Origin of the sequence: Sphingomonas sp. NPDC019816 (assembly GCF_050274375.1) — a bacterium.
GTDB lineage: Bacteria > Pseudomonadota > Alphaproteobacteria > Sphingomonadales > Sphingomonadaceae > Sphingomonas.
The window spans coordinates 1-19139 of record NZ_JBNNOB010000064.1 but is presented as its reverse complement, the minus strand read 5'-3'; the positions used below and the strand labels follow the sequence as shown (position 1 = coordinate 19139).

The window sequence follows — 19139 nt, the reverse complement described above, 5'->3', positions numbered from 1 at the left end:
TCGAGGCCGAGGCTTCCTCGGCCGCCGCCGCCTGCTCGGTCGCGCCCTGGCTCACCTGCTCCGACGACGACGACAGCTGCTGGCTGCCCGCCGCGACATTCTGCGCGGCGGTGGTGGCATCGCCGACGACGCCACGCAGGCGCTCGACCATCGACACCAGCGCATGGCCAAGCGTGTCCTTGTCCGACAGCGGCTGATGCTGGACAGTCAGGTCGCCCGCCGCGATCGTGTCGGCCAGCTGCGCGCTCTGACGTAGATTGGCGGTCATGCGATTGACGGTGTCGACCAGATCCTTGATCTCGTCGTTGCTGGTGACCGCGACATCCTGGCTAAGATCGCCGACCGCAACCGCCTCGACCGCAATCGACACCTTCTTGAGGCCCGTCGACACGATCCGCGAAATCCACAACGCGCCGCCGACCGCGATCAGGATCGCCAGCGCGGCGACGCCCAGCATCACGTTGCGGGCATTCTCATAGGTCGCCTGCGCCTCGTCGCTCGCGGCCTGAAGGTCCGCTTTGGCAAGAGCGACAAGCTGGACGCACAGCGCCGACATGCGCAGCGAGGCTTCGCGCGACTTGGTGATCGACAGGCGACCGGCCTCGGCATTCAGGTTGCGCTTGGCCAGGTCGCGAATGGCGTCATTGATCGGGGTATAGCTGCGATAGGCCGCCTGGATGTCGTTCCAGACCGGGCGCCCCTTTTCGGTCGCCGTGGCCAGACCGGCCGCGACCAGCGCCTCGATCTCGCCGCGCGTCTTCATGACATCGGCGTCGAACTTGTTGGTCAGATCCGCATCATCGGTCAGCGCCATGTTCTTTTCGGCGCGCAGCATATAGCTGACCCGCTCGTTCAGCGATTGCGCGCGCTCCAGCCGCGCGGACGGACCGGCGACCATCTGCGTCGTCGTGTCGTTCAGCGTGCTCAGCTTGGTGACGCCCAGCCCGACCACGACCAGAAGGAAAAAGACGATGAACGCGAATGTCGCGCCCAGTTTCATCTTGATCGTCGCTCTCATAACACCCCCTCCAAAACCTGTGAAAACCTATTGACGGGCCGTCGCGGCCCCCATGGCCGGGGCCAGAATGGCGGCCAGATCGGGCAGGACGACGAGGTCGTCGTTCCAGCGCACCAGGCTGCGCACATGCTCGCGGCGCCAGCGTATGCCGACCGTCGGCACCGTCTCGCTCGTCGTCTTGCGGAAGGTCGCGACCTCATGGACATGGTCGGTACGCAGGCCGAGCAAGGTCGCCTCCCCCTCCAGTTCCAGTTCGATCACCACGATCCGGCTGTGCGCGGTCGGCGGCGTCGGCTCCATGCCGAAGGCCAGCCGCAGATCGGCGACGGGCACGATCTTGCCCCGGAAATTGACGACATGGCTGACCAGTGCCGGCGCGCCGGGAATGAAGGTTTCGGGCAGCAGGTCCAGGATTTCCTGGACCAGGATCGCCTCCAGCGCGAAGGTCTCGCCGCCCAGCTCGAAGATCAGCACCTCCAGTTCGCCATGCGCGTTCCATGCGATCAGGCCAGCGGGCACCTGCCCGTCCGACATGTGGATATCATCCTGCGGCACGAAGCATCTCCTCCTGGGGCTGGGCCATGGCGACCAGCTGCGCCACGTCGAGGATCAGCGCGACGCTGCCGTCGCCCAGGATCGTCGCGCCCGAAAAGCTGGCCGCGCCACGGTGGAAGGCGGACAGCGACTTGATGACGGTCTGGTGGTTGCCGATGATCTGGTCGACGACCAGGCCGACGCGTTCGCGGCCCGTGGCGACCACCACGATCTTCTGGAACGGATCGGGCCGGGTGCCGGTGGCGAACATCTCGCGCAGGCGCAGGAACGGCACCAGCGTTTCGCGCAGCGTGATGACGCTGCAACCGCGCGAGCGCAGATCCTCCTCCAGCGACAGCTCCAGACATTCCTCGACCGCCGCCAGCGGGATGACATAGCGTCCCTCGCCCACCCGGACGAGCAGCCCCTCGATGATCGCCAGCGTCAGCGGGATGCGCAGCGTGATGGTCGAACCCTGGCCATCGACGCTCTTGACGTCGATCGAACCGCGCAGGCTCTCGATGGTGCGCTTGACCACGTCCATGCCGACGCCGCGCCCGGACAGATTGGTCACCTGTGCCGCCGTCGAGAAGCCGGGATGGAAGATCAGGCCGAGCAGTTCGTCGTCGCTCATCGCCTGACCCGGCTGGATCAGGCCATTGGCTTCGGCCTTGGCGCGCACCCGTTCGCGATCGATGCCGCGCCCGTCGTCGGTGATGGTGATCAGGACTTCGCCACCCGCCTGAAGCGCGCTCAGGCGGATGCGGCCCGTGGCCGGCTTGCCGGCGGCGACACGCGCCTCGGCGGTCTCCAGCCCGTGATCGCAACTGTTGCGGATGATATGGACCAGCGGGTCGAACAGTCGCTCGATCACCGTCTTGTCGACCTCGGTCGTCTCGCCATCGGTGACCAGTTCGATCGCCTTGCCGGTTTCGATCGCCAGATCGTGGATCAGGCGGCGGAAGCGGCCGAACAGCGTCGAGACCGGCACCATGCGCAGGATCATCATCGTGTCGCGCATCTCGCCGGTCAGCCGCTCGATCTCCTCGGAGACCGAGCGCAGGCTGAGGTCGTGCCCATGCGCGGCCAGCTGCGACAACCGGCTCTGCGCGATGACGAGCTCGCCCACCCGGTCCATCAGCTCGTCGAGCCGCTCGGCGGGAACGCGGACATTCTCGCCCTGGGTGCGGGCGGTGCGGGTGGCGCCATCGTTGGCGGCGACCGGTTCGGCGGTCGGTATAACCTCCTCGACGATCGCCTCGGCGGCCGGCACATCGTCCTCGACTGCCAGCGGCGCGATGGTAATCTCCATATCGTCCATGACGAACAGGAAGACGTCTTCGATCGCGTCCCGGGAGATGTCGCCGACCAGCGTGCAGTCCCAGCCGATCATGCAATGGGCGGGATTGCATTCGCCCAGCGGCGGAACGTCATCCACCCGCGCGACGATCGTCGCCTCGCCCAGCTCGCGCAACTCGTCAAGCAGCGCCAACGGATTGGTGCCGTTGGCCATGGCATCGGGCGGCAGGCGGAAAGACAGGGTCCAGCCGCGCTTCGTCGACACTGTCGGAGTGGACGCACCGCCCCCCGCCGCCGCGTCGACCGCCGCCGCCAGCCGGGCCAGGATCGCCTGCCCCTCGGCCGCCGGTGCGTCGCCATCGACCAGCGCGCGCATATGGTCGCCCGCCGACAGGATCACGTCGACCAGCTCCGGCGTCGCGCGGACGTCGCCTTTGCGCACCCGGTCGAACGCGCTTTCGCAATGATGGGTGAAGGCGGCCAGCGCGTCGAAGCCGAACATCGCGCCCGACCCCTTCAGGGTATGCAACCCGCGGAACACCGCATTGACCAGCCCCATGTCGTCCAGGCGATGCCCGAGGTCGAGCAGACCCTGTTCGACCTGTTCGAGCAGTTCGCCCGCCTCGACCCGAAAGGCGGCTGCGGGGTCTTCACCGCTCATCGCGCCAGCACCTTCTGCGCGACGCGGATCAGCTGTTCGGGCTGGAACGGCTTGACCAACCAGCCGGTCGCGCCCGCCGCCTTGGCTTGCGCCTTCATCGCGTCATCCGATTCGGTGGTCAGGAAGATGATCGGCACCCCCGCCTGCGCCGGCTGCTGGCGCAGCGCGCGGATCATCGACAGGCCATCCATGTTGGGCATGTTGAGATCGGTGACGATCAGGTCGAACCGGGTCGCGGTCGCCTTGGCCAGCCCCTCGGCCCCGTCACTGGCTTCCGTCACCGCATAGCCGGCACCGGTCAGCGCGATCCGAATCGCCATGCGCAAGCTGGCGCTGTCGTCGACAGTCAGGATGGAAGCGGTCATTGGGCGCAGTCTCCGTGGAACCAGAATTGGGTGTGTTCGGGGGTCGGACAGGCCAGAAAGCCTGCCCGGTCGAGCAGGGCGCGCAGCCGGTCTCCCGCCGGGGTCGCCAGCGCGAAATCGCATCCGCATCGCGTCGCCGCGACCCGCGCCGACTGGACGAGCTGAATGACGCTGAGGTCCGGGGCGGCGACGGCGGACAGGTCCAGGCGGACCGGGGCGTCCGGCATGATCGCACGCGCCAGTTCGTCGGCCAGCAAGCCGATGGTCGGCAGGCACAGGTCCTCGGCGGCCGTCACCATGGTGATCGACATCAGGCAATCCTTTACACAGCAGAGCAGAGCAGAGCGTGCGCCGCAGGCGCGACGCATGTTCAAATCAGACGAATCGGCACATGCCGGATGATATGACCGGATCGTTCCACGGCGATGCGACCGCGTTACAAAGCATGACCCGACCTAGGACTTGGCATCTAAGAACCCCCCATGGTTCCTTGGGGTATAGGCGGCAAAGGTAAAATCGCGCTTAAATACCAGGGCGCACGACCCATATGTGGCAATTTGCCGCCACGTGCGCAAAAGGTTCCATGAACTTAGAGGCTTACCCCAAAAAAATGATCGAGATCATGGCGGCGATATGCCGGTTGCGGTCGTTGATGGGTCGAAACGATAATCTCGATCAGCGGTTTCGACGAATGTGCGTGCTGAACTGGATGGGCCGGTAGAATGAAAAACGGGGCCGGAATCGTAATTCCGGCCCCGTCGGTTTGCCGATTCCCTTAAACCACGGGTTCGTCCGTTTATTCCGCGAACAGGGTCGTGGTTTCCTCGGCGGTCAGGTCGATGCCGAACATCAGGCTCATGCGCATCCGATAGACACGCGGATCGGCGATCGTCGCGCTGGTCTCGTCCCCGCCGACGCGGCGGCGATAGTGCCGGTCGGTCAGCGTCGCGAAGCCGCGCGGCAGGATGATGCTGACGATATTGGCCTGGCGGAACCGGCTGGCATCCGCCCGCGAGGTCCAGTGATTGCCCATCGCCAGATCGGCGTCCCAGACCGGATCGGTGGTGAAGCTGTATTGCGGTTCCCAACCCTCGCCCGCCGAGCGGCCATCGGTCAGGCCCGGATGCCCGTCGCGCAGCAGCATCCAGCCATGCTGAACATCGCGGGTCAGGCGGAAGCGGGTGCCGTCGGGCGCCTCCGCCTCGGCCCCGTCGATCAGCGGCATGGGCGGCGAATAGCTGCCGCCGAAGCCCGCATCGGCGATCCAGTCCTGCCCGTCGATCTCGACCAGGCTGAGCGTATGGGTGGTCGGCGGTACCTCGGTAGCGCCCAGCCAGACGCGCGCCAGTAGCGGCCGGGCGGTAAAGCCATGCGCCGCCAGTGCATCCAGGAACAGCCGGTTCTGCTCGAAGCAATAGCCGCCACGCTTGGTGTTCACCAGCTTGGCGAATACGCCGGCGCTGTCGATCGCAATCGGCCGGCCCAGCCGGACGTCGAGATTTTCGAACGGGATGGCCAGGCGATGCGCCCATTGCAGCCGCGCCAGCCCCTCGGCATCCAAAGTGACGCGGGACGGCAGGGCGATGCGGGCGAGATAGGAATCAAGATCGAACATGGTGCCCGAGATAGGATGGCGCGCGCCGATTGTCGAAGGGCCCCTCTTATCCGCGCGCGCGCAAGGCGTTATAGCCGCGCGACCATGACCTTCCCCGACGACGACGCGACCCTGTCCTTCACCCCCGCCGCCATCCACGCCGCCGCGACGGTGATCGGTGCGGGCGGCATCGTCGCGGTCCCGACCGAGACGGTCTATGGCCTGGCCGCCGATGCGACCGATCCCCAGGCGGTCGCGCGCATCTATGCCGCCAAGGGGCGCCCATCCTTCAATCCGCTGATCGTCCATGTCGCCGATCTGGCGGCGGCATGCGACCTGGCGAAATTCGACGCCGACGCGCTGGCGCTGGCCGAGGCGTTCTGGCCCGGCCCGCTGACGCTGGTCCGGCCGGTCCGGGCGGGCTCGGGCATCGCCTCGCTGGTGACGGCGGGACTGGACACCGTCGCCATCCGCGTACCGCGCCACCGCGCGATGCAGGCGCTGCTGGCGGCGAGCGGCCGCCCGCTCGCAGCCCCTTCCGCCAATGCCAGCGGCGGGATCAGCCCGACCCGCGCCGTCCATGTCCGCGCCAGCCTGGGGCCGGGCGTGCCCATCCTCGATGACGGCGCGACCGAGGCGGGGCTGGAATCGACGATCGTCGCGGGCCGCACCATCCTGCGCCCCGGCCCGATCACGGCGGCGATGCTGGCGACGGTGTTGGGTTCGGTCGAGCAAGGCCCCAAAGCCCCCGCCATCGTCACCGCGCCGGGGCAATTGGCCAGCCACTATGCGCCGCGCAAACCCCTGCGGCTGAACGCGACGACGGCGGCGGCGGACGAATGGCTGATCGGCTTCGCTACGGTCGCGGGGCAGGACAGCCTGTCGGCGAGCGGCGACCCGGTCGAGGCCGCCGCCCGGCTGTTCGATGCGCTCCACCGCGCCGATGCGAGCGATCGTGCGCGGCTGGCGGTGGCTCCGATCCCGGCAGAGGGGATCGGCGAGGCGATCAACGACCGGCTCCGACGCGCGGCGACGCGGTAGGGTGTGGGCGCGCGCGTCACGCGTGCACTTCGACTTCGCTCAGTGCGAACGGAGATCAGGACCAATTCCCGTCCCCCGTTCAGTCTGAGCGAAGTCGAAGGCCAAGGGAAATAGCGTTACCCCGTCACCGCCTTGGACCGCGCCGCGAAGCTCTTGCGCAGCTTCTGCAACTTGGGTGGGATCACCGCCATGCAGTACGGATTGGCGCGGCCCGAGGTTTCCCAATAATCCTGGTGATAATCCTCCGCCGGATACCACTCGGCCATCGGCTCGATCGTGGTGACCACCGGCTTGTCGAGGCCCGCCTGGGTCCGCTCGATCGCCGCCTTCATCGCCGCTTCCTGCCCCTCGTCTGCCGGGAACATCGCCGAGCGGTACTGGGTGCCCACGTCATTGCCCTGACGGTTGAGCTGCGTCGGGTCGTGCGTGGCGAAATAGATGTCGAGCAGATCGTCCAGCGCCAGCTGCTGGGGATCGAATCCGATGCGGATCGCCTCGGCATGGCCGGTATCGCCGCCGCACACCTGCTTGTAGGTCGGGTTCGGCACGGTGCCGCCGATATAGCCGCTTTCGACCGACTCGACCCCGATCACGTCCTTGAACACCGCCTCGGTGCACCAGAAGCAGCCTCCGGCCAGCGTCACATATTCGGTCACTCGGAATCTCCTTGTCGTCTTGTCTGCCTAGATAGGAAGCGGCTAGGCGACGGCAATCCAAATGCTTGGGACAAAAGACGATGGCGACGATCGACGGCAAGGTGATGGTGACCGGCGGGGCCGGCTATATCGGCAGCCATGCCGTGCTGGCGCTGCTGGATGCGGGCTATGAGGTCGTCGTGCTCGACAATCTCGTCACCGGCTTCGACTGGGCGGTCGATCCCCGCGCGTCGCTGGTCGTGGCGAATGTCGCCGACGACGACAAGGTGCGTGCCGCCATCCGCGAGCACCGCGTCGCTGCGATCATGCACTTCGCCGGTTCGGTCGTGGTGCCCGAGTCGGTCAGCGACCCGCTCAAATATTATCGCAACAACACCGCCGCCAGCCGATCGCTGATCGAAAGCGCGGTGGCCGAGGGCGTGCCCCACTTCATCTTCTCCTCGACCGCCGCCACCTATGGCACGCCCGAGCGGGTGCCGATCAAGGAAAGCGATTCCAAGGCGCCGATCAACCCGTACGGCATGTCCAAGCTGATGACCGAGATCATGCTGAAGGACGTCGCCGCCGCGCATCCGATCAACTATTGCGCGCTGCGCTATTTCAACGTCGCCGGTGCCGATCCCCAGGGCCGCTCGGGCCAATCGACGGTCGGCGCGACGCATCTGATCAAGATCGCGGTCGAGGCGGCGATCGGCAAGCGTGAGGCGGTCGGCGTCTATGGCACCGATTTCGCCACCCGCGACGGCACGGGCGTGCGCGACTATATCCATGTCTCCGACCTGGCCGCCGCGCATGTCGCCGCGCTCGAACTGCTGGTCGAGCAGCCGGGCGAGAGCCACACGCTTAACTGCGGCTATGGTCGCGGCTTCTCGGTGCTCGAAGTGCTCGACGCGGTCGACCGGGTGACCAATCACAGCATCGAGCGCCGCATGGAAGGCCGTCGCGCCGGCGACCCGGCCGAGCTGGTCGCCGATAACAGCGCGATCCTCGCCGCCCTGCCCTGGCGGCCCGAGCGCGACGATCTGGACGGCATCGTCCGCGATGCGCTCGCCTGGGAGCGCAAGCTGGCCGAGATGGGCCGCTAAGCGATGATGCGGCTGCGCTCGCTCCTCTTCGTGCCGGGCGACCGGCCCGACCGGATGGCCAAGGCCATGGGGGCGGGCGCGGACGCGCTGATCCTCGATCTGGAGGATGCGGTCGCGCCCGAGGCCAAGCCGGCCGCGCGGGCGGCGGTCGCAGCGTTTCTCGCCGCCCCCCGTGATCCAGCGGTGCGGCTGTTCGTCCGCATCAACCCGATTGACGGCCCGCTGGCGGCCGAAGACCTTGCCGCCATCGCCGACGCGCGGCCCGACGGCATTGTCCTGCCCAAGGCGGAAGGGCTGGTCAGCCTGCACGCGCTGGCGGCGCGCGGCCTCACCCATATCCCCGTCCTGCCGATCGCGACCGAGACGCCGGCGGCTATCTTCAAGCTGGGTGAGTATGCCGGCGCCAGCCTGCCGCTTGCCGGGTTGACCTGGGGCGCCGAGGACCTGCCCGCCGCGATCGGCGCGACGGCGGCGCGCGAGGCGGATGGCGGCTATACCGCGCCCTATCAGCTCGCCCGCTCGCTGACGCTGTTCGGTGCACATGCGGCGGGCGTCGCGGCGATCGAGACGGTCTATCCCGATTTTCGCGATCTGGACGGCCTCGCCGCCTATGCCGCGCGCGGGCGGCGCGATGGCTTTACCGGCATGATGGCGATCCACCCCGCGCAGGTGCCGGTGATCAACGCCGCCTTCACCCCTTCCGCCGACGAACTGGCGCGCGCGCGGGCGATCGTCGACCTGTTCGCCGCGAATCCCGGAGCCGGCGCGCTTCAGCTGGACGGGCGCATGGTCGATGCGCCGCACCTGAAGGCGGCGCAGGCCCTATTGGCGCGCGCGGCCGGCTGATCCACCGGCGGCCCAGGACACCCGCAGCTTCGCGGTCGCCCACCACCAGCCCAGCGCCCAGAGCGTGCCGAAGCTCCATCCGGCGGCGACGTCGGACGGCCAGTGCACGCCCAGATAGACCCGGCTCACCCCGATCGCGCCGACCAGCAGCAGCGCCAGCAGGATGATGGCCTGCCGCATGCGGTGATGCCGCGTGACCTGGGTCGCGAGCGCTGCCAGCGTCAGATAGACCATCGCGCTGCCCGCCGCATGACCGCTGGGAAAGCTGGCGTTGGACACGTCCACCCAATGCGGCACCAGATCGGGCCGCGCGCGCGACACGCCGTGCTTGACCAGCGTCACCACCGCGCCGCCGCTGATCCCCGCCGCCGCCACCGCGAGCGCGGTCAACCACAACCCCCGCGCCAGCAGCAGGATCGCCGCGCCTGCGACCATCAGCACCAGCACCGGCACGCTGCCCAGCGCGGTGATGTCGACCGCCGCCTTGGTCAACGCCGTCGAATGGACATGCTCGCGCAGGCCCACCAGGATCGCCCGGTCCCAGTCGAAGGGCCAGCGATCGACCAGCAATCCGGCGAGCATCAGGATAGCCAGCGCGACCGCTCCCGCGACCGCCCCCCGAAACGCCGGGGGCATCGCCGATGGTCGAACTTCCGGTTCGGCCGATTCGGGCATGATCGTGGAGGACGGCGCGTGACGAGGTTCGTTCATAGGCGGCAGGCTTTCTTCTGGGCGCGGCGTGACGTCAGGGCGTGATAACGCTCGATGGCGATTTACTGGCGTCTCCGATCGGACCGGCGCGTCGCATCACGGGTTCGATCAGTGTCATTCGAAAAACGGGTTTGCATGGCATCGCGATCTGTCGCAATTTCGTCTCACACCGGCGAACAGACCGGTGGGAGAGGACAGTACATCATGAACGAACATATCATGTCCCCCCTGGATCGCCTGATGGTCCTCACCGTCGGTGCGATGGCAAGCTGGCTCGCTGTCGGCGGCATCGCCTTCGGCGCCTCGAAGCTGGTGCAGCACCTGTTCTGACCAAACGCTCTTCGGTGCGCCACGTCGCGGGCCGAAGCCATCCGGGCGATCGTGAAAGCCCCTGCGCGACAGGATAGGGGCATATCGCGATCGGGTGGATCGCCCCCTATACCCCGGTGGTGGGTCCGCCGGGGCTCGAACCCGGGACCTCTCGATTAAAAGTCGCTTGCTCTACCGACTGAGCTACGGACCCTCCATCGGGGTGGAAGCGACCTAGGGGCGCGGACGCCTCCGGTCAACACTCTGTCGCATATGTCGTATCCGTCGCCCGTCGCGCGGGTCGCGCCAGTCGGCGGCGATATGCGCGAGCGGATGCAGGACGAACGCGCGGTCGGCATAGGCGATGTGCGGTACCATCAGCCCCGCCGAGCGCCACCGCCCGCCCGACCACAAGATGATGTCCAGGTCGATGACCCGCGCGCCCCAGCGTTGCCCGCGCCGCCGGCCGAAGCGCCGCTCGATCGTCTTGAGCGCTGCCAGCATCTGCGGCGGGGTCAGGTCGCTCTCCACCAGCGCGGCGGCATTGGCGAAGGCGCGGATCGACGGCCCGACGGGCGCGGTGGTGACGATCGGCGACACGGCATAGACGCCGTCCAGTGCCGCCAGCGCCGCGCGAATCTCGTCGCGTGGACCGCCATGCCGCCCCGGACGGTTGGACCCCAATGCGATGGCATAGCTTGTCGTCGTCATCGGCCCCGACTACCCGAGCGCGATGTCCGACGCATCCTTTCCCGTCATTCCCGCGACGCTGGCCCCGATCCAGCCGCCGCGCGACTGCCCGCTCTGCCCCCGCCTGGTCGCGCTTCGCCAGGCGGTCGCCGCCGAATATCCCACGTGGTGGAACGCCCCGGTGCCACCGTTCGGCGATGACCAGGCATGGCTGGCGGTAGTCGGCCTCGCTCCCGGCAAGCATGGCGCGCACCGCACCGGCCGCCCCTTCACCGGCGATGGTGCCGGCCCGCTGCTCTATGGCACGCTCGCCAAGTTCGGACTGGCCGAGGGAGAATTCGCCGCCAAGGTCGATGACGGCCTGACGTTGAAGGGTGCGGTGATCCTGAACGCGGTCAAATGCCTGCCGCCCGAGAACAAGCCGACGCCCGACGAAATCCGCACCTGTCGTTCGTTCCTGGAACGGGAACTGGCGGCGCTGCCCCGACTGTCCGTCATCATTGCGCTGGGCGAGATCGCGCACCGCTCGGTCATCAAGGCGCTGGGTGGACGCCTGCCCAAGGCGCGATTCGCGCATCTGGCCGAACACCGCCTGCCCGGCGGCGGACCGGTGGTGCTCGATAGCTATCACTGCTCACGCTACAACCAGAATACCGGCCGTCTGACGTCCGAGATGTTCGAGGCGGTGTTCGCGCGCGCGGTGGAATTGCGCGGCTAACCTTATTCCTCCCCTGCAAGGGGAGGAATTATCGTCAGATGTCCTGCACCAGCCGCCCGTACAGCTCTGGCCGGCGATCGCGGAAGAAGCCGAAGGCCGCGCGGTGGCGCTTCACCCGGTCGATGTCGAGGGTGGCGACGATCACGCCCTCTTCCTCGCGGTCCAGCTCGGCCAGGATGTCGCCGCGCTCGTCGCAGATGAAGCTGGTGCCGTAGAAGGTCTGGCCATGCTCGCAACCGACGCGGTTGGCGGCAACGATCGGCACGACGTTGGACACGGCATGCCCCACCATGGCGCGACGCCAAAGCCGCGCGGTGTCGAGGCTGTCGTCATGCGGCTCGCTGCCGATCGCGGTCGGGTAGAACAGGATTTCCGCACCCATCAGCATCATCGCGCGCGCCGTCTCGGGATACCATTGGTCCCAGCAGATGCCGACGCCCAGCGTGGTCTCGGGCCCGTTCCACACCTTGAACCCGGTATTGCCGGGACGGAAATAGAATTTCTCCTCATAGCCCGGACCGTCCGGGATATGACTCTTGCGATAGACGCCCGCGACCTTGCCGTCCGGGTTGACCATCGCCAGCGAATTGTAATGATGCGGGCCGTCCGCCTCGAAGAAGCTGGTCGGGATATGGACCTTCAGTTCGGCAGCAAGGTCCTGCATCGCGCGCACCGCCTTGTGCTCGGCAGTCGGCTTGGCGTTGGTGAACAGCCCCTCGTCCTCGACGCGGCAGAAATATTCGCCCTCGAACAGCTCGGGCGGCAGGATCACCTGCGCGCCCTGGGCGGCCGCTTCACGGACGAGGCGCGAAACCTCGGCGATGTTGCGGTCGATATCGGCGGTGAAGGCCAGTTGCAGCGCGGCGACGGTGATCTGGGTCATGACCACGCCCTTTAATGGTTCGCACCCGGCGCGTCAGCCCCCGGAATCGCGGAACAGCCGCCGCAGCACCGCCGGGTAGAAGCTGCGCATCTTCTGCTGACACAGCACCGCCATGCGCGCGTTCAGCTGGCGGGTGGCGTCAATATAGTCGTCCCAGCGTTCCGCGACGGCGCCGGCGGTCCAGACCCGGATATGCGTCGAATAGGCGAGCCGCAGATCGCGGGTTTCGGCGATGATCGCCTCACAGCCGAGAAGCTCGCCCATCAACCGCCGCTCGCGAAGTGGGGTCAGCAGCGCCTCGTCCTCGGTGTTCAAATGCCTGGCGATCGCCCGCGCCACCCGCGTGCGCACCGCGCCGAGGTGCGGCGCGGCCTCGGCATAGCTTTTGTCGAACAGGACATGCAGCTCCGCCATCGCGCTGGCGATGTCATGCTGCTGGGTCCTGAGCAGATCGATCGTGGCCTTCACCGCAGGAGTCCGATCCCCGACATTGATCGTTCACGATGCGCCCGGACCGGTTGATGCCTGGTAAAAACCAACCTTGCCCAAGGCGAAATCCCCCCCCCATCCCATCGCCCCAACCTCCGTTCCGCCTGAGCGAAGTCGAAGGCCATGGGATTTGCTGGCGAACCAGCCCCTTTTGGGCGTCGACGTCGCTCAGCCCGACCGGAGCGGAGGACCAGGGCCAATGAAAAAGGCCCGCGCTCCCGGGGAAAGCGCGGGCCTTGCCGATCATCCGTCCCGGATCAGGCCGGAATCTGCTGCGATATGCAGTGGAAGCTGCCGCCGCCGGTCAGGATCGCATCGGCGCGCAGGCCGACGACCTGACGGTCGGGGAAGATCGCCTGGATCGCGGCCACACCGGCTTCGTCATTGTCGGTGCCATAGACGGGCACGACCACCGCCGCATTGCCGATATAGAAGTTCATATAGCTGGCCGGGACGATCTCCTCGTCGCGCAGCACGCGGCCCGGCGAGGGAATCGTCACCACCTCCAGCCCGGCCGCCTTGGCATCGCGCTGGGCGGCGGCATAGACCTGCCAATTGGGGTCGTTCTCCGCCGCCTCGGGGATCGCGATCCGGTTGGGGCCGACGAAGCGCGCCAGATTGTCGACATGACCATCGGTATGGTCGTTGAGCAACCCGTCGCCCAGCCAGACGACGCGGGTCAGCCCCAGATCCTCGGCCAGCCGGCGCGTGATCGTCGCCTCGTCCAGATCGGGGTTGCGATTGGGGTTGAGCAGGCACTGGCGGGTCGTCACCACCAGCCCGGTGCCGTCGCCATCGATCGCGCCGCCCTCCAGCACCCAGCCGCAGGCCGTCGCCGAAAGCCCACGATCCTCGGCCAGCCGCGCGCCCACCGTATCGTCGCCGGGCAGGTCATACTTGCCGCCCCAGCCGTTGAACTCGAACAACCGCGCCGAGCCGTCCCCGGTGACGATCGGGCCGGTATCGCGCAGCCAGATGTCGCCGAAGGGCTGGACCACCACGTCCGCCGCATCGCCGGCCATCGCCCGTGCCGCCTCGGCCGCCGCGCCATCGGCGGCGACCAGGATCACCCGCTCGCCCCGGCCATCGGCATGGACGGCGCGGGCAAAGGCCAGCACCTCCTCGCGCGCGGGCTCCAGATCCTCCTGCCACAGCTCGGCATGGCTCGGGAAACCGATCCAGACGGCGGCGTGGGGTGCCCATTCGGCGGGCGGAGGCGTGGTCTTCGAAGACGTGGTGGAGGGCGTCGTCACTGGGCGTTCTTCCTGCTCTTGTCTCGAATGCCGCGAAATTCGGCGGTGGGATACCAGTTGGGCCACAGGCCCGGTCGATCGGCCAGCGTCCTGCCCAATTGATAATAGACGGTCAAATCCTCCAGGGCACCCGTCCAGTCCCAGCGGGGATCATATTCGTCCGCCGGCTTGTGATAGCGATGCGCGACATAATCGTCGCTGGCGGCCTTGCCCGCCACCTTTCCGCCGACGACCTTGTCCTCGCCCGATCCGCCGTCGAGCATCGGCACGCCCAGCTTGGCGAAGGAGAAATGGTCGGAACGGTAATAGCCGCCCCGCTCGGGATTGGCCTCCTCGCCGATATAGCGGCCTTGCGCCTTGACGAAGGGGACGACCATATCCTCGATCTCGGACTTGCCCTTGCCGACGAGCACGAAGTCCTTCGACCGGCCGGTCACGTTCAGCCCGTCCATGTTCACGCCGCCCACCGTGCGCGCCAGCGGGAAGACGGGATGCTGGGCATAATAGCCCGAGCCGAGCAGCCCGCTCTCCTCCGCCGTCACCGCCAGGAACGCGATCGAACGTTTGGCCGGCCCCGCCTTTCCTTGCGCCTCGGCCAGCGCGACCAGCCCGGCAACTCCGCTCGCATTGTCGAGCGCGCCGTTGCAGATGTCGTCGCCGTCCACCGCGTCGCAGCGGCCCAGATGGTCCCAATGCGCGGAATAGAGGACATAGTCGTCCGGTGCGCTGGTACCGGGCAGCACGCCGATGACGTTCTTCGATGCCTGCCGCCGGATCATGTTGTTGAACCCTCCCGACAGGGTCAGCCCCAGTGGCACGGCCTTGAACCCCTTGGTCTGTGCGGCTTTGGTCAACGTGGCGAGGTCGCGCCCCGCCGCCGTCAGGATGCGCTCGGCGACTGGCTGCTGTAGCCAGCCGATGACCTGGCTCTGGTCGGCATGGTCGCCGGCCTCGTCCAGTTCGAGCTGCGGCCCGGTCCAGGAGGATTGCACGACCGCCCAAGGGTAGGCGGCCGGTTCGGTCTGATGCACGATCAACGCGGCGGCGGCGCCGTGCTTCGCCGCGTTTTCGAACTTGTAGGGCCAGCGGCCATACCAGGTCATCGCCCTCCCTTCGAACGGGCCATCGCGCCCCATGGTCTGCCAGTCGGGATCGTTGACCAGGATGACCACCGTCTTGCCGCGCACATCGACCCCGGCATAATCGTCCCAGCCCTTTTCGGGCGCGGTGATGCCATATCCGACGAAGACCATCTCGCTATTCGCCAGATCAATCCTGGGCGTGACGCGATAGGTGCCGACGACCATGTCGCGGCGATAGTCGAGGATGATCGGCGCCCCTTTGCCCGCAACGGTGAAGGGCCGGACATCGGTAGCGGTGATCTCCACCATCGGTACGTCCTGGGTCCAGCCGCCGTTGTTGCCGGGCTTCAGCCCCGCCTTCTGGAACCGGTCGATGATGAACGCGACCGTCTTGTCCTCACCCGCCGTGGTCGGCGCGCGCCCTTCAAATGCGTCCGAACCGAGAGTCTGCGTCACCGTCTTCAGCGTATCGACTGAAATGACGGGCCTGTCCTGCGCGATCGCGGTGCCGGAAAGCAGAAGGGACGACAGGATCAGACGGCGCATGACGGACATTCCCCTTGTGTTTGGGGATGTTGTGCCCCGCAAGCGTCAGCGGGGCAAGCATGCCGGGCAGCGGCCGCGCGATCGGTTCGCATGCGCGGCCCGATGATCGCGCATAGCCCCGGCGCTCAATCGCCCCCCCCTCAATCGCCCCCCCCTCAATCGCCCAGCGAAAAGACCGCGCGGAACTTACCGTCCTGTAGCCCGCCGATGGTCCATTTGGATGGCGCGCCGTTGGTGAACGTCACCTGATATTGCTCATACCGTTCGCCATTGGCCTGTTCGCTCTTCAGGAAGGTGATCGCCTTGATCGGCCCACCCGCCTTGAGCGCCGGCAGCATCTGCGGCAACTGCTCCTGACACGCCTTCAGCAACGCATCGGCCATCAGGTCGGCGGGGCAGGTCCCGGCCGCGACCGAGGTGAACATGGCGCGCAGTTGGCCGGCATATTGCCCCTGCTCGGCCGTCTGGGCCGTGGCGGCGGTCGTCATCGTCAGTGCCGCAGCGGCGGCGATCAAACCCAGGCGCATCGTTACCCTCCCCCTTGGAATGACCATGACTATGATCCTCCGGTTGGCGCCGGGCAAACAAAAAGGGCGGCCCCGCAGGACCGCCCTTTCCGTAATTCGGTAAGACCCGAAAACTTAGCGCGAATAGAATTCGACGACCAGGTTCGGCTCCATCTTCACCGGATAGGGCACTTCGTCCAGCGTCGGAACGCGGGTCAGCGCGACCTTGGTGTTGCCGTCGGCGGTGACATAGTCGGGCACTTCACGCTCGGCAAGCTGCTGTGCTTCCATGACCAGCGCCATTTCGGTCGCCTTCGAACCCAGCGAGATTTCGTCGCCGACGAAGCAGCGACGCGACGCGACGTTGCACTTCACGCCGTTGACGCGAATGTGGCCATGGCTGACCAGCTGGCGCGCGGCGAAGATCGTCGGCGCGAACTTGGCGCGGTACACGATCATGTCCAAGCGCTGCTCGAGCAGGCCGATCAGGTTCTGCGAGGTATCGCCCTTCATGCGGGCGGCTTCCTGGTAGCAGGCCTTGAACTGCTTCTCGGTCACGTCGCCGTAGTAGCCCTTCAGCTTCTGTTTGGCGCGCAGCTGCAGACCGAAGTCCGACATCTTGCCCTTGCGACGCTGACCGTGCTGGCCGGGGCCGTATTCACGCTTGTTGACGGGGCTCTTGGGGCGGCCCCAGATGTTCTCGCCCATACGGCGATCGAGCTTGTACTTCGCGCTCTGACGCTTCGACATGTGTAATCCTTGGCAATTACGAACAACGTTGGTCCCGGTATCGCACCATGCAAGCCTTTATGGGGACAAGCGCAGGCCCACCGCTTCACCGGGATGCGGGGGCAATTGCGAAGCGGCGCGCCTAGACGACAGGCGCGCCGGAGTCAAGCACGCCGGCCGGTCAACGACCGCTGGCGGTGTTCAGCCGGCCGGTCGCCGTCTCCACGTCGTTGCGCGCATTGGCGGCGATCTCGTCCCACTCCGCCTGGGTCTTGCAGATTCGCTTGCCCCCCAGGCGCGAGCCCGTGGTTTCCTGCATCCGGCAAATCTTCTTTTCCTTCACCGGCACGGGAGCCGGGTCGGTCTGTTGGCCGGCAAGCGCCAGCAGCAGCAAGGTGGTCAGCATCGTCCTATCTCCCAATTGGAACGCGCCGCCATGCTATCCCGCGCCGGGCATGATCGGCAAGCCGCACTGGACAGCAGGAACGCCACCCGGCAGAGCCTTTGCCCATGACCCAGATTCTCGCCGGCCCCGATTGCACCACCATGGCGGAGGTCCGCGCGGGCGTCGACCAGCTCGACCGCGAACTGGTGGCGATGCTCGCGCGCCGCTTCGCCTATATGGACGCCGCCGCCCGCATCAAGCCGACCCGCGACCGCGTGCGCGACGAGGATCGCAAGACCCAGGTGATCGACCAAGCCCGCGCCGAGGCCAGGCGGCTGGGCGTGCCCGAGGCGGTGGTCGCGGAGATGTGGGAAACGCTGGTCGAAGGGTCGATCGCCTATGAACTGGCGACGTTCGACCGGACGCGGGCGTAAGTTTTCCCACCCCCCCACCCTTCACACCCCAACCACCGTTCAGGCTGAGCGAAGTCGAAGCCCAAGGGATAACCTCCGCCAAGCGCCCCCGGTGGCGGGCTTCACGGCGTAGCCTTCGACTACGCTCAGACTGAACGAACGTGGGATTTACCGCTGGCGCGGCCGTGCCAGCGTCGACAGCACACCGCGCAAGGTGCGGATTTCCTGGCTCGACCAGCCCGGCTTGGTCAGCAAGGTGCGCAACGTCCGCTTGGTGGCGGGCGTCCGATCCTCCGGGAAGAAATAGCCCGCGCCGTCCAGCATATCCTCCAGCTGGCCGATCATGCCGTCCAGCTCGAATTGCGGCGCGACCTCGGGCAGTTCGACTTCGGGCGGCTGGGCGAGTTCGACGCCCTTCGACCATTCATAGGCGATCAGGATCACCGCCTGCGCCAGGTTCAGGCTGCCGAATTCCGGGTTGATCGGCACGGTGACGATCTTGCGCGCGATGGCGACGTCGTCGGTTTCCAGCCCCGACCGCTCCGGCCCGAACAGGAACGCGGCGCGGCCGGTGGTGTCGGCATGGATTTCGCGCGCCGCTTCTTCCGGGGTCACCACCGGCTTGGTCACGCCGCGCTTGCGCACCGTGGTGGCATAGACCTGCCCGCAGTCGGCCACCGCGTCGGCGACGCTTTCATAGACCTTGGCCTGCTCCAGCACGATGTCGGCGCCCGACGCGGCGGGGCCGGCTTGCGGATTGGGCCAGCCGTCGCGCGGGGTGACGAGCCGCATCTCGACCAGCCCGAAATTCAACATGGCGCGCGCGGCCTTGCCGATATTCTCGCCGAGCTGCGGGCGGACCAGGACGATGACGGGGGGCTGGGATTGGGGCTGGGGCAAAATTCAATCTTCCGTTCGCCCTGAGCGAAGTCGAAGGGCACGTTCCGCGCGCGGTATCGCGGCTTCTTTCAGGCTCGTCCAGTCCGATGCGATCAGGGCCTGTTTCTTCGTGCGGGACCAGCCCTTGATCTGGCGTTCGGCGGATAGAGCTTCGTGGCGGGAGGGGAAGTCCTGGGACCAGGCGAGAGTCACCGGGCGGCGGGTTTGGGTGTAGCAAGGCAGTTCGCCGGATTGATGTTGGGCGATGCGGTGTTCGAGATTGTCGGTGTGGCCGGTGTAGTAACTGCCGTCCGAGCAGCGGAGGATGTAGCAGTAGAAGGCCATTCCAGCAGGCTATCGCTTGTGGGGTTTGGGGCAAGGGATTCCCTTGGGCTTCGACTTCGCTCAGCCTGAACGGCTGTTAGTATAGTACCGAGTACCCCCACC

At 67.0% G+C, this 19139-nt stretch carries 24 protein-coding genes and 1 tRNA gene; 6 read left to right on the top strand and 19 right to left on the bottom strand.

What is annotated here, in order from left to right; genetic code table 11:
- The 6 genes from ACQKJZ_RS10870 to ACQKJZ_RS10845 all read right to left on the bottom strand — a co-directional run.
- The coding region (locus tag ACQKJZ_RS10870) for a HAMP domain-containing protein (protein ID WP_427731139.1) at window positions 1-1018 on the bottom strand (1018 nt) is incomplete at its 3' end.
- 27 nt (window positions 1019-1045) lie between these two features.
- A complete protein-coding gene (locus tag ACQKJZ_RS10865) occupies window positions 1046-1552 on the bottom strand; it encodes a chemotaxis protein CheW (RefSeq protein ID WP_427731141.1) in 507 nt (168 codons plus the stop codon).
- Between the two features lie 7 nt (window positions 1553-1559).
- Window positions 1560-3512 carry a chemotaxis protein CheA gene (locus ACQKJZ_RS10860; RefSeq protein WP_427731138.1) on the bottom strand — a complete coding sequence of 651 codons (1953 nt, stop codon included), beginning with the start codon at window positions 3510-3512 and terminating at the stop codon, window positions 1560-1562.
- Entirely contained in the window at window positions 3509-3877 is a 369-nt protein-coding gene (locus ACQKJZ_RS10855; RefSeq protein ID WP_007403667.1) for a response regulator, read from the bottom strand. Before ACQKJZ_RS10855 ends, ACQKJZ_RS10860 begins: the two co-directional genes overlap by 4 nt.
- A complete protein-coding gene (locus ACQKJZ_RS10850; RefSeq protein ID WP_312491078.1) occupies window positions 3874-4188 on the bottom strand; it encodes an STAS domain-containing protein in 315 nt (104 codons plus the stop codon). Before ACQKJZ_RS10850 ends, ACQKJZ_RS10855 begins: the two co-directional genes overlap by 4 nt.
- A 485-nt stretch (window positions 4189-4673) precedes the next feature.
- A complete protein-coding gene (locus ACQKJZ_RS10845; protein WP_427731137.1) occupies window positions 4674-5492 on the bottom strand; it encodes an arylamine N-acetyltransferase family protein in 819 nt (272 codons plus the stop codon).
- Between the two features lie 84 nt (window positions 5493-5576).
- Here ACQKJZ_RS10845 and ACQKJZ_RS10840 point away from each other — a divergent pair, with 84 nt between their 5' ends.
- The gene (locus ACQKJZ_RS10840; RefSeq protein WP_427731136.1) at window positions 5577-6512 is read left to right on the top strand and encodes an L-threonylcarbamoyladenylate synthase; all 936 of its coding nucleotides are present in this window, start codon (window positions 5577-5579) and stop codon (window positions 6510-6512) included.
- A 116-nt stretch (window positions 6513-6628) separates the two neighbouring features.
- On the opposite strand, the gene msrA is transcribed toward ACQKJZ_RS10840, so the two are convergent.
- A complete protein-coding gene (gene msrA / locus ACQKJZ_RS10835) occupies window positions 6629-7168 on the bottom strand; it encodes a peptide-methionine (S)-S-oxide reductase MsrA (RefSeq protein ID WP_427731135.1) in 540 nt (179 codons plus the stop codon).
- 80 nt (window positions 7169-7248) lie between these two features.
- Between msrA and galE the strand changes: the two genes are divergently transcribed.
- Both galE and ACQKJZ_RS10825 read left to right on the top strand, forming a co-directional pair.
- Window positions 7249-8253, top strand: a complete 1005-nt coding sequence (gene galE, locus ACQKJZ_RS10830; RefSeq protein ID WP_427731134.1) for a UDP-glucose 4-epimerase GalE — start codon at window positions 7249-7251, stop codon at window positions 8251-8253.
- Window positions 8254-8259: 6 nt separating this feature from the next.
- A complete protein-coding gene (locus ACQKJZ_RS10825; RefSeq protein WP_427731140.1) occupies window positions 8260-9099 on the top strand; it encodes an HpcH/HpaI aldolase/citrate lyase family protein in 840 nt (279 codons plus the stop codon).
- On the opposite strand, the gene ACQKJZ_RS10820 is transcribed toward ACQKJZ_RS10825, so the two are convergent.
- Window positions 9076-9810 carry a phosphatase PAP2 family protein gene (locus ACQKJZ_RS10820; RefSeq protein ID WP_427731133.1) on the bottom strand — a complete coding sequence of 245 codons (735 nt, stop codon included), beginning with the start codon at window positions 9808-9810 and terminating at the stop codon, window positions 9076-9078. The two genes, ACQKJZ_RS10825 and ACQKJZ_RS10820, sit on opposite strands and share 24 nt — an antisense overlap.
- A gap of 204 nt (window positions 9811-10014) precedes the next feature.
- Here ACQKJZ_RS10820 and ACQKJZ_RS10815 point away from each other — a divergent pair, with 204 nt between their 5' ends.
- Window positions 10015-10140, top strand: coding sequence for a hypothetical protein (locus ACQKJZ_RS10815; protein WP_427731132.1), 126 nt, complete (start codon window positions 10015-10017; stop codon window positions 10138-10140).
- Between the two features lie 117 nt (window positions 10141-10257).
- Here ACQKJZ_RS10815 and ACQKJZ_RS10810 read toward each other — a convergent pair.
- A tRNA-Lys gene (locus ACQKJZ_RS10810) sits at window positions 10258-10333 on the bottom strand.
- A 20-nt stretch (window positions 10334-10353) separates the two neighbouring features.
- Window positions 10354-10830, bottom strand: a complete 477-nt coding sequence (gene folK, locus ACQKJZ_RS10805; protein WP_427731131.1) for a 2-amino-4-hydroxy-6-hydroxymethyldihydropteridine diphosphokinase — start codon at window positions 10828-10830, stop codon at window positions 10354-10356.
- A 22-nt stretch (window positions 10831-10852) separates the two neighbouring features.
- Between folK and ACQKJZ_RS10800 the strand changes: the two genes are divergently transcribed.
- Window positions 10853-11527 (top strand): uracil-DNA glycosylase, encoded by a 675-nt coding sequence (locus ACQKJZ_RS10800; protein WP_427731130.1) that lies wholly within the window; start codon window positions 10853-10855, stop codon window positions 11525-11527.
- Window positions 11528-11561: 34 nt separating this feature from the next.
- Here ACQKJZ_RS10800 and aguB read toward each other — a convergent pair whose 3' ends face one another.
- The 7 genes from aguB to ACQKJZ_RS10765 form a co-directional block, all read right to left on the bottom strand.
- Window positions 11562-12410 carry an N-carbamoylputrescine amidase gene (gene aguB / locus ACQKJZ_RS10795; protein WP_427731129.1) on the bottom strand — a complete coding sequence of 283 codons (849 nt, stop codon included), beginning with the start codon at window positions 12408-12410 and terminating at the stop codon, window positions 11562-11564.
- A gap of 33 nt (window positions 12411-12443) precedes the next feature.
- Window positions 12444-12878: a hypothetical protein gene (locus tag ACQKJZ_RS10790; protein ID WP_427731128.1), complete on the bottom strand. Its 435-nt coding sequence runs from the start codon at window positions 12876-12878 to the stop codon at window positions 12444-12446.
- A 278-nt stretch (window positions 12879-13156) separates the two neighbouring features.
- Complete coding sequence (locus ACQKJZ_RS10785; RefSeq protein ID WP_427731127.1) at window positions 13157-14152, bottom strand: agmatine deiminase family protein; 996 nt, start codon at window positions 14150-14152, stop codon at window positions 13157-13159.
- Entirely contained in the window at window positions 14149-15780 is a 1632-nt protein-coding gene (locus ACQKJZ_RS10780) for a M28 family peptidase (RefSeq protein WP_427731126.1), read from the bottom strand. The genes ACQKJZ_RS10785 and ACQKJZ_RS10780 overlap by 4 nt, the downstream gene beginning before the upstream one ends.
- A gap of 155 nt (window positions 15781-15935) precedes the next feature.
- Window positions 15936-16307, bottom strand: coding sequence for a hypothetical protein (locus ACQKJZ_RS10775; protein WP_427731125.1), 372 nt, complete (start codon window positions 16305-16307; stop codon window positions 15936-15938).
- A 114-nt stretch (window positions 16308-16421) separates the two neighbouring features.
- Entirely contained in the window at window positions 16422-17036 is a 615-nt protein-coding gene (rpsD, locus tag ACQKJZ_RS10770; RefSeq protein ID WP_312488488.1) for a 30S ribosomal protein S4, read from the bottom strand.
- Between the two features lie 160 nt (window positions 17037-17196).
- Complete coding sequence (locus tag ACQKJZ_RS10765; protein ID WP_427731124.1) at window positions 17197-17421, bottom strand: hypothetical protein; 225 nt, start codon at window positions 17419-17421, stop codon at window positions 17197-17199.
- A 104-nt stretch (window positions 17422-17525) separates the two neighbouring features.
- Here ACQKJZ_RS10765 and ACQKJZ_RS10760 point away from each other — a divergent pair, with 104 nt between their 5' ends.
- The gene (locus ACQKJZ_RS10760; RefSeq protein ID WP_427731123.1) at window positions 17526-17834 is read left to right on the top strand and encodes a chorismate mutase; all 309 of its coding nucleotides are present in this window, start codon (window positions 17526-17528) and stop codon (window positions 17832-17834) included.
- A gap of 147 nt (window positions 17835-17981) precedes the next feature.
- On the opposite strand, the gene ACQKJZ_RS10755 is transcribed toward ACQKJZ_RS10760, so the two are convergent.
- Both ACQKJZ_RS10755 and ACQKJZ_RS10750 read right to left on the bottom strand, forming a co-directional pair.
- Window positions 17982-18713, bottom strand: coding sequence for an RNA methyltransferase (locus ACQKJZ_RS10755; protein ID WP_427731122.1), 732 nt, complete (start codon window positions 18711-18713; stop codon window positions 17982-17984).
- Between the two features lie 3 nt (window positions 18714-18716).
- Window positions 18717-19037 carry a GIY-YIG nuclease family protein gene (locus tag ACQKJZ_RS10750; protein WP_427731121.1) on the bottom strand — a complete coding sequence of 107 codons (321 nt, stop codon included), beginning with the start codon at window positions 19035-19037 and terminating at the stop codon, window positions 18717-18719.
- Between the last annotated feature and the right edge of the window lie 102 nt (window positions 19038-19139).

Coding starts and splice junctions, on each gene's coding strand:
- ACQKJZ_RS10775 (WP_427731125.1), bottom strand. CDS start 16,307: ATGCGCCTGGGTTTGATCGCCGCCGCTGCGGCACTGACGATGACGACC.
- ACQKJZ_RS10860 (WP_427731138.1), bottom strand. CDS start 3,512: ATGAGCGGTGAAGACCCCGCAGCCGCCTTTCGGGTCGAGGCGGGCGAA.
- galE (WP_427731134.1), top strand. CDS start 7,249: ATGGCGACGATCGACGGCAAGGTGATGGTGACCGGCGGGGCCGGCTAT.
- ACQKJZ_RS10845 (WP_427731137.1), bottom strand. CDS start 5,492: ATGTTCGATCTTGATTCCTATCTCGCCCGCATCGCCCTGCCGTCCCGC.
- ACQKJZ_RS10815 (WP_427731132.1), top strand. CDS start 10,015: ATGAACGAACATATCATGTCCCCCCTGGATCGCCTGATGGTCCTCACC.
- ACQKJZ_RS10855 (WP_007403667.1), bottom strand. CDS start 3,877: ATGACCGCTTCCATCCTGACTGTCGACGACAGCGCCAGCTTGCGCATG.
- aguB (WP_427731129.1), bottom strand. CDS start 12,410: ATGACCCAGATCACCGTCGCCGCGCTGCAACTGGCCTTCACCGCCGAT.
- folK (WP_427731131.1), bottom strand. CDS start 10,830: ATGACGACGACAAGCTATGCCATCGCATTGGGGTCCAACCGTCCGGGG.
- ACQKJZ_RS10750 (WP_427731121.1), bottom strand. CDS start 19,037: ATGGCCTTCTACTGCTACATCCTCCGCTGCTCGGACGGCAGTTACTAC.
- ACQKJZ_RS10825 (WP_427731140.1), top strand. CDS start 8,260: ATGCGGCTGCGCTCGCTCCTCTTCGTGCCGGGCGACCGGCCCGACCGG.
- ACQKJZ_RS10765 (WP_427731124.1), bottom strand. CDS start 17,421: ATGCTGACCACCTTGCTGCTGCTGGCGCTTGCCGGCCAACAGACCGAC.
- ACQKJZ_RS10840 (WP_427731136.1), top strand. CDS start 5,577: ATGACCTTCCCCGACGACGACGCGACCCTGTCCTTCACCCCCGCCGCC.
- ACQKJZ_RS10820 (WP_427731133.1), bottom strand. CDS start 9,810: ATGAACGAACCTCGTCACGCGCCGTCCTCCACGATCATGCCCGAATCG.
- ACQKJZ_RS10865 (WP_427731141.1), bottom strand. CDS start 1,552: ATGTCGGACGGGCAGGTGCCCGCTGGCCTGATCGCATGGAACGCGCAT.
- ACQKJZ_RS10780 (WP_427731126.1), bottom strand. CDS start 15,780: ATGCGCCGTCTGATCCTGTCGTCCCTTCTGCTTTCCGGCACCGCGATC.
- ACQKJZ_RS10800 (WP_427731130.1), top strand. CDS start 10,853: ATGTCCGACGCATCCTTTCCCGTCATTCCCGCGACGCTGGCCCCGATC.
- rpsD (WP_312488488.1), bottom strand. CDS start 17,036: ATGTCGAAGCGTCAGAGCGCGAAGTACAAGCTCGATCGCCGTATGGGC.
- ACQKJZ_RS10760 (WP_427731123.1), top strand. CDS start 17,526: ATGACCCAGATTCTCGCCGGCCCCGATTGCACCACCATGGCGGAGGTC.
- ACQKJZ_RS10850 (WP_312491078.1), bottom strand. CDS start 4,188: ATGTCGATCACCATGGTGACGGCCGCCGAGGACCTGTGCCTGCCGACC.